13 protein-coding genes are annotated in these 12,974 nt (G+C 71.2%); 10 read left to right on the forward strand and 3 right to left on the reverse strand.

From position 1 onward, the window contains the following. The 4 genes from BGO91_RS00005 to BGO91_RS00020 all read left to right on the forward strand — a co-directional run. A partial coding sequence (locus BGO91_RS00005; RefSeq protein WP_290470840.1) for a thiamine pyrophosphate-dependent enzyme occupies positions 1–844 on the forward strand: 844 nt, incomplete at its 5' end. 5 nt (positions 845–849) lie between these two features. Further along, entirely contained in the window at positions 850–1,362 is a 513-nt protein-coding gene (ilvN, locus tag BGO91_RS00010) for an acetolactate synthase small subunit (RefSeq protein WP_021762446.1), read from the forward strand. Positions 1,363–1,434: 72 nt separating this feature from the next. Continuing rightward, positions 1,435–2,463: a ketol-acid reductoisomerase gene (gene ilvC / locus BGO91_RS00015; protein WP_290470841.1), complete on the forward strand. Its 1,029-nt coding sequence runs from the start codon at positions 1,435–1,437 to the stop codon at positions 2,461–2,463. A gap of 113 nt (positions 2,464–2,576) precedes the next feature. Beyond that, positions 2,577–3,314, forward strand: a complete 738-nt coding sequence (locus BGO91_RS00020; RefSeq protein WP_290470842.1) for a copper homeostasis protein CutC — start codon at positions 2,577–2,579, stop codon at positions 3,312–3,314. A 10-nt stretch (positions 3,315–3,324) separates the two neighbouring features. On the opposite strand, the gene BGO91_RS00025 is transcribed toward BGO91_RS00020, so the two are convergent. Continuing rightward, complete coding sequence (locus tag BGO91_RS00025; RefSeq protein WP_290470843.1) at positions 3,325–3,714, reverse strand: DoxX family membrane protein; 390 nt, start codon at positions 3,712–3,714, stop codon at positions 3,325–3,327. A gap of 140 nt (positions 3,715–3,854) precedes the next feature. On the opposite strand from BGO91_RS00025, the gene serA reads away from it, so the two are divergent. The 3 genes from serA (at position 3,855) to BGO91_RS00040 (ending at position 7,230) form a co-directional block, all read left to right on the forward strand. After that, on the forward strand, positions 3,855–5,447 hold the full coding sequence (serA, locus tag BGO91_RS00030; RefSeq protein ID WP_290470844.1) for a phosphoglycerate dehydrogenase: 1,593 nt from the start codon (positions 3,855–3,857) through the stop codon (positions 5,445–5,447). Positions 5,448–5,582: 135 nt separating this feature from the next. After that, complete coding sequence (locus BGO91_RS00035; protein ID WP_290470845.1) at positions 5,583–5,948, forward strand: YciI family protein; 366 nt, start codon at positions 5,583–5,585, stop codon at positions 5,946–5,948. Between the two features lie 34 nt (positions 5,949–5,982). Beyond that, a complete protein-coding gene (locus BGO91_RS00040; protein ID WP_290470846.1) occupies positions 5,983–7,230 on the forward strand; it encodes a sigma-70 family RNA polymerase sigma factor in 1,248 nt (415 codons plus the stop codon). Between the two features lie 51 nt (positions 7,231–7,281). Here BGO91_RS00040 and BGO91_RS00045 read toward each other — a convergent pair whose 3' ends face one another. Beyond that, on the reverse strand, positions 7,282–7,833 hold the full coding sequence (locus BGO91_RS00045) for a TetR/AcrR family transcriptional regulator (protein WP_290470847.1): 552 nt from the start codon (positions 7,831–7,833) through the stop codon (positions 7,282–7,284). Positions 7,834–7,894: 61 nt separating this feature from the next. Between BGO91_RS00045 and BGO91_RS00050 the strand changes: the two genes are divergently transcribed. The 3 genes from BGO91_RS00050 to BGO91_RS00060 all read left to right on the forward strand — a co-directional run bounded on the left by BGO91_RS00050 (position 7,895) and on the right by BGO91_RS00060 (position 11,728). Continuing rightward, positions 7,895–9,427 carry an MFS transporter gene (locus tag BGO91_RS00050; RefSeq protein WP_290470848.1) on the forward strand — a complete coding sequence of 511 codons (1,533 nt, stop codon included), beginning with the start codon at positions 7,895–7,897 and terminating at the stop codon, positions 9,425–9,427. Positions 9,428–9,500: 73 nt separating this feature from the next. Continuing rightward, entirely contained in the window at positions 9,501–10,556 is a 1,056-nt protein-coding gene (locus BGO91_RS00055; RefSeq protein WP_290470849.1) for a 3-isopropylmalate dehydrogenase, read from the forward strand. A gap of 38 nt (positions 10,557–10,594) precedes the next feature. Further along, positions 10,595–11,728: a branched-chain amino acid aminotransferase gene (locus BGO91_RS00060; protein ID WP_290470850.1), complete on the forward strand. Its 1,134-nt coding sequence runs from the start codon at positions 10,595–10,597 to the stop codon at positions 11,726–11,728. A 133-nt stretch (positions 11,729–11,861) separates the two neighbouring features. On the opposite strand, the gene BGO91_RS00065 is transcribed toward BGO91_RS00060, so the two are convergent. Next, positions 11,862–12,902, reverse strand: coding sequence for an aminotransferase class V-fold PLP-dependent enzyme (locus BGO91_RS00065; protein ID WP_290470851.1), 1,041 nt, complete (start codon positions 12,900–12,902; stop codon positions 11,862–11,864). Positions 12,903–12,974 lie beyond the last annotated feature (72 nt).

The raw sequence follows: 12,974 nt of genomic DNA on the forward strand, positions 1-12,974 counted from the left end.
CGTCGACCCTGCCGAGATCTCGAAGATCCGCATCGCCGACGTCCCCATCGTCGGCGATGCCAAGGACGTCATCGTCGATCTGACCGCCGCGTTCCAGGACGCGTCCGCGTCGTCCGGAGCGCCCGACCTCGTCGAGTGGTGGACGTATCTGAACGGCCTCCGCGAGGAGTTCCCGCTCGGGTACTCCGAGACGAGCGACGGCCTCCTGGCCCCGCAGTACGTGATCAAGCGCATCGGCGAGCTGACCGGACCGGAGGCGATCTACACCGCCGGCGTCGGCCAGCACCAGATGTGGGCCGCGCAGTTCATCAAGTACGAGCGCCCCAACTCGTGGCTCAACTCGGGCGGCGCCGGCACCATGGGCTACTCGGTCCCGGCTGCGATGGGCGCCAAGGTGGCCCAGCCCGACCGCGTGGTGTGGGCGATCGACGGCGACGGCTGCTTCCAGATGACCAATCAGGAGCTCGCCACCTCCACGCTGAACGACATCCCGATCAAGGTCGCGATCATCAACAACTCGTCGCTCGGCATGGTGCGGCAGTGGCAGACGCTCTTCTACGACGGCCGCTACTCCAACACCGACCTCAACACCGGGCACGACACCGTGCGCGTCCCGGACTTCGTGAAGCTGGCCGAGGCGTACGGCGCCCTGGGCATCCGCGTCACGAAGGAGGAAGAAGTGGACGCCGCCATCAAGCTCGCCCTGGAGACGAATGACCGCCCGGTCGTCATCGACTTCGTCGTGAGCGCCGACGCCATGGTGTGGCCGATGGTGCCGCAGGGCGTCAGCAACAGCTACGTCCAGTACGCCCGCGACCACAGCCCCGCCTTCGGAGAGGAGTGACCCCAGTGAGTACGACACACGTCCTGAGCCTCCTCGTGGAGGACAAGCCCGGCCTGCTGACCCGCGTCGCCGGCCTGTTCGCCCGGCGCGGCTTCAACATCCACTCGCTCGCGGTGGGCACCAGCGAGGTCGAAGGGCTCTCGCGCATCACCGTGGTCGTCGACGTCGAGGGCCTGCCGCTCGAGCAGGTCACCAAGCAGCTCAACAAGCTGATCAACGTCATCAAGATCGTGGAGCTGGACCCGGCCCAGTCGGTCCAGCGCGAGCACCTGCTCATCAAGGTGCGCGTCGACAACTCCACCCGCTCCCAAGTGCTGGAGGCGGTCAACCTGTTCCGGGCCCGCGTCGTCGACGTGGCCACGGACGCGCTCGTGATCGAGGTCACGGGCGACTCCGGCAAGACCCAGGCGCTGCTCAAGGTGCTCGAGCCCTACGGGATCAAAGAGATGGCCCAGTCGGGCCTGCTCGCGATCGGTCGCGGCTCCAAGTCGATCACCGAGCGCGTCTTCAAGAACTGACCCGCCCTCCCGGCGGCACCAGCAGTCAGAACTCAGAGTTAGTCAGAACCACCTACGAAGGAGAATCCACCAGTGGCTGAGATCTATTACGACAACGACGCGGACCTCTCGATCATCCAGAGCAAGAAGGTCGCCGTCATCGGCTACGGCTCGCAGGGTCACGCGCACGCGCAGAACCTCCGCGACTCGGGCGTCGAGGTCGTCATCGGCCTGAAGGACGGCTCGAAGTCGAAGCCGAAGGCCGAGGAGGCGGGCTTCCGCGTCCTGAGCGCGGCCGAGGCCGCCAAGTGGGCCGACGTCGTCGTCATCCTCGCCCCCGACCAGGTGCAGCGCCACCTCTACGCCGAGGACATCCAGCCGAACATCGAAGAGGGCAACGCGCTCGTCTTCGGTCACGGCTTCAACATCCGCTTCGGCTACATCGAGGCGCCCGAGGGCGTCGACGTGATCATGGTCGCCCCGAAGGGCCCGGGCCACACCGTGCGCCGCGAGTACGAGGCCGGCCGTGGCGTCCCCGTGATCGTCGCCGTCGAGAAGGACGCGACCGGCAACGCCTGGCCGCTCGTCCTCAGCTACGCCAAGGGCATCGGCGGCCTGCGCGCCGGCGGCATCAAGACGACCTTCACCGAGGAGACCGAGACCGACCTGTTCGGCGAGCAGGCCGTGCTCTGCGGCGGCGTCTCGCAGCTCGTCCAGTACGGCTTCGAGACCCTGACCGAGGCCGGCTGCCAGCCGCAGGTCGCCTACTTCGAGGTGCTGCACGAGCTCAAGCTCATCGTGGACCTGATGTGGGAGGGCGGCATCGCCAAGCAGCGCTGGAGCGTCTCCGACACCGCCGAGTACGGCGACTACGTCTCGGGCCCGCGCGTCATCGACCCGCACGTCAAGGAGAACATGCAGGCCGTGCTCGCGGACATCCAGTCCGGCGCCTTCGCCGAGCGCTTCATCGCCGACCAGGACGCCGGCGCGCCGGAGTTCCTCGCCCTGCGCAAGAAGGGCGAGCAGCACCCGATCGAGGCCACCGGCCGCGAGCTGCGCAAGCTCTTCGCCTGGAACGCCTCGAACGACGACGACTACGTGGACGGCGAGGTCGCGCGCTGATCCAGCGCCCGGTCAGTGCCGTCTGACGGCACGCTAGCCTGAGGGGTGCCGCGCTCCTCCGGTTTCGAACGGGAGGGGAGCGCGGCACCCCTTCGTCGTCGAGAGGAACACCCATGCCCCGTCCGGCCGTCGAGATCGCCGTCCAGGATCTGCCCGGTGTGCGCATCGCCCTCGCGGAGGGCGCCGACCGCATCGAGCTCTGCTCCGCGCTCGGCCTCGGCGGGCTGACGCCGTCGGCCGGGCTGCTGCGCGCCGCGGTCGACGCGGCCGAGGCGGCCTCCCGTCCGGACTTCGTGCACGTGCTCGTGCGCCCGCGCGGCGGCGGGTTCGTGTACGACGAGGACGAGCTCGCCACGATCGTCGCCGACATCCGGTTCGCGCGCGAGGCCGGTGCCTCCGGCGTCGTGATCGGCGCGTTGGACGACGATGGCGGGGTCGACCTCGCCGCGGTCGAGCGGTTCGTCGCTGCGGCCGACGGGCTGGCCGTCACCTTCCATCGCGCCCTCGACATCGTGTCCGACCCCGCCGCCGCACTGGAGGCGCTGGCCGACCGCGGAGTCACCCGCGTGCTGACCTCGGGCAGTGCGTCCCGCAGCATCGACGGACGGGATGTGCTCGCCGCCCTGGCCGAGCGCGCCGCCGGACGTATCCAGGTGATGGCGGGCGGGGGAGTGCGCGTGGAGGACATCCCCGCGCTGACGGCCGCCGGCGTCGACGCCGTGCACCTCTCGGCGCGCGACTCGGTGCAGGGTGGGCCCAGCGGACCGGGAGGCGGGGACGCCGCCCACGACATCACCGACCCGTCGGTGGTGCGTGCCGCGGTGACGGCCGCCCGCGCGGCGCGCGCCTAGCGCGGGACCGTCAGAGCGCGCACACCACGCAGAGGGCGATCAGCAGCAGCTGCAGCAGCGCACGCGGGATGAGCGGCGTCCCGAACGCACCGAACTTCTGCGGGTGCCGGGCCGCGTACGCGTTGGCCGGGAACACCGCGATCAGGAACACGATCAGGCACACGGCCGCGGCGACGCGCGTCGCCGGGACGAGCAGGCCGATGCCGCCCGCCAGCTCGCAGACGCCGGTGAACGCGACGAGCACGGGAGGGGCGAGCACGCCGGTGCCGCGCAGGCCCGGCGGGATCATCGCCGCCATCCCGCGGGCGGGGCCCGGCACGAAGTGCAGGACGCCCATCGCGACGAAGACGACGGCCAAGGCCACTCGGATGACGAGCTGCACGATCTCGAAGACGGTCACCGCCCCATCCTCTCCCGCCCGGGCGTAACGCGGCGAAAGCACGCCCCGCGCGCCCGCTAGAGTTAAGCCGGACCCGCGCCCCGACGCCAGTGGCGCTCTTCTCTCCCAAGCCAGCCCTGCATCTCGAAGGAATCTGCCACGTGACAAAGCCGGTCGTCCTGATCGCCGAAGAACTCTCGCCCGCCACCGTCGACGCCCTGGGGCCCGACTTCGAGATCCGCAACGTGGACGGCACTGACCGTCCTGCGCTGCTCTCCGCGGTGGCCGACGCGGACGCGATCCTGGTCCGCTCCGCCACCAAGGTCGACGCCGAGGTCATCGCGGCCGCGCCGAAGCTCAAGGTCGTCGCCCGCGCGGGCGTCGGGCTCGACAACGTCGACATCAAGACGGCCACCACGGCCGGCGTCATGGTCGTGAACGCCCCGACCTCCAACATCATCTCCGCCGCCGAGCTCACCGTCGGCCACATCCTGAGCCTCGCCCGCCACATCCCGGCCGCGCACAGCGCCCTCGCGCAGGGCCAGTGGAAGCGCTCGAAGTACACGGGTGTCGAGCTCTACGAGAAGACCATCGGCATCATCGGCCTCGGCCGCATCGGCGCGCTCATCACCGCACGCCTGCAGGCCTTCGGCACCAAGGTGATCGCGTACGACCCCTACGTCACCTCGGCCCGCGCCCAGCAGCTCGGCGTGCAGCTGGTGACGCTCGACGAGCTCCTCGCCGAGGCCGACTTCATCACCATCCACATGCCGAAGACGCCCGAGACGACCGGCATGATCAGCGACGACCAGCTCGCCCTGATGAAGGACACCGCCTACATCGTCAACGTCGCCCGCGGCGGCCTGATCGACGAGGACGCCCTCTACCGCGCCCTCACCTCCGGTGCGATCGCCGGCGCCGGCCTCGACGTGTTCGTCAGCGAGCCCCCGACGGACTCGCCCCTTCTCGCGCTCGAGAACGTCATCGTCACCCCGCACCTCGGCGCCTCGACCGATGAGGCCCAGGAGAAGGCCGGCGTCTCCGTCGCGCGCTCGGTGCGCCTCGCGCTCTCGGGCGAGTTGGTGCCCGACGCGGTCAACGTCGCCGGCGGCGTCATCGACCCGTACGTGCGTCCCGGCATCCCGCTGGTGGAGAAGCTCGGCCAGGTGTTCTCGGGGCTGGCGAACAGCCCGCTCACCAGCATCGACGTCGAGGTGCGCGGCGAGCTCGTCGACTACGACGTCAGCGTGCTGAAGCTCGCGGCGCTCAAGGGCATCTTCACCAACATCGTGAGCGAGACCGTCTCGTACGTGAACGCGCCGCTCCTCGCCGACCAGCGCGGCATCGAGGTGCGCCTCATCACCGACTCCGTGAGCGAGGAGTACCGCAACCTGATCACCCTGCGCGGCGCGCTCAGCGACGGCTCGCAGGTCTCGGTCTCCGGCACGCTCACCGGCACGAAGCAGATCGAGAAGATCGTCGAGATCAACGGCTACGACGTCGAGGTGCCGGTCGCCCAGCACCTCATCGTCATGGTCTACGACGACCGCCCCGGCATCGTGGCCGTCTACGGCCGCGAGTTCGGCGAGTCGTCCATCAACATCGCCGGCATGCAGATCGCCCGCACCTCGGCCGGCGGCAAGGCGCTCAGCGTCCTGACCGTCGACTCGCGCGTGCCGGAGGGCCTGCTCGAGAAGGTGCGCGTCGCGATCGACGCCGACCTCATGCAGGAGATCGACATCACCGAGTCCTGATCGACCTCGATCGACCGTTCGACAGCCCGCCGGAGAAGTTTTTCCGGCGGGCTGTCGATTTCCGCGGTTGACTGACGTCGTACTGGTGTTCGCATCGGAAAGAGCGCACCCGCGCTCGAGACGTAAGGAGACATCATGGCCGAGGAGTACGTCCTGCTCATCAAGGAGCCCAACTGGGATCCGACGGCGATGACCGCCGAGGAGTGGGAGGCCGGGATGGCCGGCCACCGCGCGTTCCAGGAGGCGGTGGCAGCGGCGGGGGAGAAGATCCTCGCGAGCAACGCCCTGCAGCCCGTGAGCGCCGCGACGAAGATCACCCCGCGCGCCGGCGAGGCGCCCCTGTTCACGGACGGACCGTTCGGCGAGACCCGGGAGGTCGTCACCGGCTTCTACGGGTTCACCGCGTCGAGCCCGGAGCAGGCGCGCGAGCTCGCCGCGCTGGTGCCCACGGAGGGTTGGGTCGAGCTCTACCCGGTGCTCGTCATGGACCGCGTCAGCTGATTGTGCCGGTGGTCGCAGCTTGTTTGAATGAGCTGTGACCACCGCCATCGAGCGCGCATACCGCACCGAGGCGGCGCGCATCCTGGGTGCCGTCGCACGATCGGTCGGCGACCTCCAGCTCGCGGAGGACGCGGTGCAGGAGGCGTTCGCGCGCGCCGTCGCCGAGGCGGCCGCCGGACGTGAGCCCGCGAACCCCGCGGCGTGGATCACCACGGTCGCGCGCCGGATCGCCGTCGATCTGCGGCGCCGCGAGGCGACGGCGATGCGCGCCCTCCCCGCGCTGGCCGCCGAGGAGGCCGGACGGGAGGCGGCGCAGGCGGCGGAGGCCGACATGCTGAGGGACGACGTGTTCACCGGGGACGAGCGGCTCGAGCTCATCCTGCTGGTGTGCCACCCGGAGGTGGCGGAGGAGACGCGGGTCGCGCTCGCCCTGCGGTTCGTGTGCGGGGTGCCGACGGCGCAGGTCGCCGAGGTGTTCCTGGTGCCCGAGCCGACGATGGCGGCACGCCTGACCCGGGCGAAGAAACGCATCCACGACTCGCGGCTGCGCTTCGCGGCCGACGATCCTGGCGACCTCTCCGCGCGGCTGCCCGACGCGCTCACGACGGTGTACCTGCTCTACACGATCGGCCACGCGCGCGCCGACGGCCGGCTGCGGACGGACGCGATCGAGCTGGCACGGGATGCGCGGCGCATCCGACCCGCCGACCCGGAGGCCGCCGGACTGCTCGCGCTGCTGCTGCTGACCGAGGCGCGTCAGACGACGCGGCTGTCGGAGCTGGACGAGTTCGTCACCCTCGCGGAGGCGGACCGCTCGCGCTGGGACCGCGCGCTGCTCGACGAGGGGGAGCGCCTGGCGACGGACGCTCTGACCGGGAGCCGCGGGGAGCCGCCGGGGCGGTTCGCGCTGCAGGCCGCCGTCGCCGGGCTGCACGGGATCGCGCCGACGTGGACGGCGACCGACTGGCCGGCCATCGCACGCCTGTATGACGGGCTGGTGCAGGTCTGGCCGTCGGCCACCGCGCAGCTCGGGCGGATCGTCGCCCGGGGCTACAGTCCCGACGTCGGGCCGGAGGCCGCGCTCACCGAACTGGCGACACGGCCCGAGCTGTTCGAGGGGATCGTCGCCGCGCAGGCGCTCGCCGTGCGAGCGGACCTGTTGCGAGCGGCGGGGGAGACGTCGAGCGCCGCGGACGCCTACGCGGAGGCGCTGGAGGCGACGACGGACGAGCGCATCCGGCGGTTCCTTCGCCGCAGGCTCGCGGAGCAGCGGGACGCCTGACGGCCAGGCCCGGGCCTCGGTCTGGCTTCGGTCACGGCGCTGGCCGCCCGGTCAGTCGGTCGGGTCGTCCGCGAGCCGCTTGACGAGCTCGATCACCCGGTCCAGGTCGGTCTCGCCCCGGAGCACCGCGTTCGTGTCGGGGAGCAACGCCGTGTTGTAGTACATCCCGTCGCCGATGAGCATGATGATCCGCGCGACGAGCGGATCGCCCACCGAGGACTCGAGGATGCCGAGCCAGGCGCGCTGCATCGAGGCGAGCGCATCCCGAGCGCGGCTGTCCGCGCTCTGCGCCAGCCGGGCGACGGCGACGATGGAGCGCTCGAGGTCGTTGTCGGTGGGGATGGAGGTGCGGATGAAGTAGTCGACCGGCCCTTCCGGCGCCGTGCGCATCCGCTCGAGGTCGGCCTCGACGTGGTCGCTCAGCCGGGCGAGGACGCCGTCGACCATCGCGTCCTTCGAGGCGAAATGGTAGAGCAGCCCGCCCTTCGAGACGCCGGCGCGCGCCGCCACGGCGTCGAGGGTCGCCGCGCGCTCGCTCTGCTCGCCGAGCAGCTCCTCGAAGGCGTCGAGGATGCGGTCACGGGCGGAGGGGGTTTCGGCCATGCCGCCCATGCTAGCCGCTCGGAGTTGATTACTGTACCGTCCAGACGGTACAGTAGGATGCATGTCCACGTCGAACATCACCCTGCCCGCGCCCCCCGCCGCCCCGCGCGCCGGCGTGCGCGAATGGGCGGCGCTCGCCGTTCTGATGCTGCCGGTGCTCCTCGTCTCGGTCGACAACACCGTGCTGAGCTTCGCGCTGCCCGCCATCTCCCAGGCCCTCGAGCCGAGCGGCACCGGGATGCTCTGGATCATCGACGCCTACCCGCTCGTGCTGGCCGGCCTCCTCGTCTCGATGGGCAGCCTCGGCGACCGCATCGGGCGCCGGAAGCTGCTGCTGATCGGCGCGACCGGCTTCGCGCTCGTCTCCATCGGCGCCGCCTTCGCTCCGACGACCGAGCTGCTGATCGCCGCCCGTGCGAGCCTCGGCTTCTTCGGCGCGATGCTCATGCCCTCCACGCTGTCCCTGCTGCGGAGCGTCTTCACCGATCGCGAGCAGCGCCGGCTGGCCATCGCGGTGTGGGCCTCCGGCTTCGCGGCCGGCTCGGCGCTCGGTCCGATCGTCGGCGGCCTGCTGATCGAGCACTTCTGGTGGGGCTCCGTGTTCCTGCTGGCCGTGCCGGTGCTCATCCCGCTGCTGGTGCTCACCCCGCTGCTCGTTCGCGAGTCGCGCGACCCGAACCCGGGTCCCATCGACGTGCCCAGCATCCTGCTCTCCCTGCTGACCATGGCGCCCATCGTCTACGGCATCAAGACGCTCGCCTCCGACGGCTTCTCCTGGACCGGGGTGCTGGCGATCGTGATCGGCGTCGTCGCGGGCTGGCTGTTCGTGCGCCGTCAGCTGAGGCGCCCGATCCCGATGCTCGACATGCGCCTCTTCCGGCGCGGGTCGTTCAGCGGTGCGGTGCTGATCAACCTGCTGAGCGTGGTGTCGCTCGTCGGCTACCTGTTCTTCGTCTCGCAGCACCTGCAGCTCGTGCTGGGGCTCAGCCCGATCGAGTCGGGCCTGGTGCTCATCCCCGGGCTCGCCACGATGATCGTCGCCGGACTCGTGGTCGTGCCGATCGCGCGCCGGGTGCGGCCGTCCATCGTCGTGCCCATCGCCCTCACGATCTCGGCCGTCGGCTACCTCGTCGTCGCCCTGTCCGGCGGCGACGCCCAGGCGGGGACGCTGATCCTGTCGTTCGTGCTCCTCGGCCTCGGGATCGGCGCGGCCGAGACCGTGTCGAACGAACTCATCCTGACCAGTGCGCCCGCGGAGAAGGCCGGCGCCGCGTCGGCGGTCTCGGAGACGGCGTACGAGCTGGGCGCGGTGCTCGGCACGGCGACCCTCGGCACCATCCTCACCGCCTCCTACCGGTCGGCGGTCGTGCTGCCCGACGGGCTGACGGCGGCGCAGGCGCACGCGGCGGGGGAGACCCTCGGCGGGGCGACCACGGTGGCCGGTCAGCTGCCTGCCGGGCTGGGGGAGCAGCTGCTCGCCTCGGCGCGCGCCGCCTTCGACTCGGGCGTCGGCCTGACGGCCGGGATCGGGGTCGGTCTGATGGTGGCGGCCGCGGTGCTCGCCGTGGTCTCGCTGCGCAAGCTGCGCGGCTGACGGCGGCGCCCGGGGAGCGCCGCCCGGCCGGTAATGTGGGGGTGTCCGCCCGCATCGACCACGCAGGAGTGCCATGTCCCAGACCGTCAAGCTCGCCGTCATCCCCGGAGACGGAATCGGCCCCGAGGTGATCGCGGAGGCGGTCAAGGTCCTGGATGCGGTGAGCGCCGGCAGCGGGCTCGCGTTCGAGAAGACGCACTTCTCGCTCGGTGCCGACCGCTACCTCGCGACGGGCGACGTGCTGACGGACGAGGACCTCGCGTCGATCTCCTCCCACGACGCGATCCTGCTGGGCGCTGTCGGCGGCACGCCGGGCGACCCGCGGCTGGCCGGCGCGAACATCGAGCGCGGTCTGCTGCTGAAGCTCCGCTTCTCGCTCGACCACTACGTGAACCTCCGTCCGACCACGCTGTTCCCCGGCATCGCCAGCCCGCTGGCGAACCCGGGCGAGGTCGACTTCGTCGTCGTCCGCGAGGGCACCGAGGGCCCCTACGTCGGCAACGGCGGCGCCATTCGCCAGGGCACGCCGCACGAGATCGCGAACGAGGTCTCGGTGAACACGGCGTACGGCGTCGAGCGCGTCGTCCGCTTCGCGTTCGAGCAGGCCGAGCTGCGCCGCAAGAAGCTCACGCTGGTGCACAAGACCAACGTGCTCACCTTCGCCGGCGGCCTCTGGAAGCGGATCGTGGACGCGGTCGCCGCCGAGCACCCCGCGGTCGCGGTCGACTATCTGCACGTCGATGCCGCGACGATCTTCCTGGTCACCGATCCTGCTAGATTTGACGTGATCGTCACGGACAACCTCTTCGGCGACATCCTCACCGACCTCGCGGCCGCGATCAGCGGCGGCATCGGGCTGGCAGCGTCGGGCAACATCAACCCCGCCGGCGCATTCCCGAGCATGTTCGAACCGGTTCACGGATCGGCTCCGGACATCGCCGGCCAGCAGAAGGCCGACCCCACCGCCGCGATCCTCTCCGTCGCACTCCTGCTCCGCCACCTCGGCGCCCAGGAGCAGGCGACCCGGGTGGAGCAGGCGGTGCCCGCCGACCTGGCCTCCCGCAGCGGGGCGCAGCGTACGACCGCCGAGATCGGCGACGCGATCGCCGCCCGGGTGGCGCAGAATTAGATCACCGTGCTTCACCGCATGCAGCGCAAAGGACTCTCATGAACGCTTCCACCAGCATCACCCTCACCAGCGGCCCCACCGAGACCAGCGGTCTCCTCTGGCAGGTCACGCGCAATGAGGCCGCCCGCAGTGCGGCCGAGCGTGCGGAGATCCTCGCCGACCCGGGCTTCGGCAACTACTTCACGGACCACATGGTCGACATCTGCTGGTCGGCCAAGGGAGGCTGGCACCGGCCGCGCGTCTCGCCGTACGGCCCCATCCAGCTCGAGCCGTCGGCTGCGGTGCTGCACTACGCGCAGGAGATCTTCGAGGGCCTGAAGGCGTACCGGCACGCCGACGGGTCGATCTGGACCTTCCGCCCGGAGGCCAACGCGGCCCGCATGCAGCGCTCCGCCTACCGTCTCGCGCTGCCCGAGCTGCCGGTCGAGCACTTCCTCGACTCGATCAAGCAGCTGGTCGCGGTGGACGGCGACTGGGTGCCGACCGCGCCGGAGACGAGCCTCTACCTGCGGCCGTTCATGTTCGCCAAGGAGGCGTTCCTCGGCGTGCGTCCGGCGAACAAGGTCGCGTACTATCTGATCGCGAGCCCGGCCGGCGCCTACTTCTCGGGCGGCGTCGCCCCCGTCTCCATCTGGCTCTCCGACCGCTGGTCCCGCGCGGGCCACGGCGGCACGGGAGCGGCGAAGACCGGCGGCAACTACGCCTCCAGCCTGCTGCCCCAGGCCGAGGCGGCCGAGCACGGCTGCGCCCAGGTGCTCTTCCTCGACTCGGTGGAGGGGAAGTACCTCGAGGAGCTCGGCGGCATGAACGTCGTGCTCGTCTACAAGGACGGCACCGTGGTGACGCCCGAGTCGGACAGCATCCTCGACGGCATCACCCTCGACTCCATCCTCCAGCTCGCCCGCGACCGCGGTCACACGGTGCAGCGCCGCAAGGTGACCATCGACGAGTGGCGCGACGGCGTGGAGAGCGGGGACATCGTCGAGGTGTTCGCGTGCGGCACGGCCGCGGTGATCACCCCGATCGGCGAGCTCAAGTCCGACACGTTCACGGTGGGCGACATCACCGCGCCCCCCGGCGAGCTGACCATGGCGCTGCGCCAGGAGCTCACCGACATCCAGTACGGCCGCGTGCACGACCGCCACAACTGGATGACGCGCCTCGACGGTTGAGGCCGCCGGTACCGGAGGAGTCCTTGCCCGACGCACCGGGCGATCGCAGGCAACGGAGGAGATCCCGCCCGAATCGGGCGGGATCTCCTCCGTTTGTGGGTGCGGGCGGCGCTCGGCGGCGGGATCTCCTCCGCTAGCGACGGCCGAGTGCGTGGAGGGCGGATCGCACGTCGTCCGGCGAGTTCCAGAGGTGGAAGGCGACGCGGGCGCGACCGGCGCGTCCCGACGCGCGGAGGCCGGCGGCGGTGAGGGCGGCCAGCGCCGTGCCCTCGCGGTCCGGCCAGCTGACGATCGCGCTCCCGCCGGCGTCCACGCCCAGCCCGTCGGCGAAGGCGGCGGCCAGGCCGGTGGCGTGGGCGTGCACGTCGGCCGCGTCCAGCTCCTCGAACAGGCTCAGCGCTGCGGCCGTGCCCGGCCAGACCGGCCAGGCGGGGGAGACGTCGAACCGGCGGGCGCTGGAGGCGGGGGCCGCGAGCGGGCCGTAGCACGAGCTCCACGGGTCCTCCCCGGCGAACCAGCCGGCCTGCACCGGGTTGAGTGCGTCGAGCATCCTCCCGCCCACGGTGAGGAATGCGGAGCCGCGCGGAGCGCAGAGCCATTTGTACGCGTGCGTCACGGTCGCGTCGAAGCGCGAGGCGTCGACCGGGAGCCAGCCGAGCGCCTGGGTGAGGTCGGCGAAGGTCCGCGTCCCGGTGCGGGCGCAGGCGTCGAGCACGGCGTCGGCGTCGGCGATCTCGCCGGTGGCGGACTGCACGAGCGAGAACGCCACGAGCCAGGTGCGTTCGTCGACCGCGTCCGCCAGCGCCGCAAGCGGAGCCGACCGCACGGACACGCCGCGGTGCGCCTGCGCGTGGAACGGGGCGACCATCGAGGCGAAATCGCCCTCGGCGCAGAGCACCGTCGCACCGTCCGGGACGGAGGCGGCGATCAGCGCGGCCAGCACGGAGACCTGCGACCCGATGGCGACGGCCTCCACGGGGACGCCGGCGAGGCGGGCGAAGGAGGTGCGGGCCGCACCCACGGCATCGTCGTAGCCGGCGGGCGACGACTCCCCGGACGCCCAGCGCTCCAGGTCCGCGCGTCCGGCGGCGACCGTCTCGTGGGACGGGAGCCCCTGCGTGCAGGCGGCGAGATAGCCGGAGCCGGCCGGGAAGCGATCCTGGAGGATGAGCATGAGTCCACCGTGCGGGATCCCGATCCGTCGCACCAGAGCAAGTATCCAATCCGAATCATTCGCCGTGGTTAT

The organism is Leifsonia sp. 71-9, from assembly GCF_001898805.1.
In the GTDB taxonomy this organism is placed as follows: Bacteria; Actinomycetota; Actinomycetes; order Actinomycetales; family Microbacteriaceae; genus Leifsonia.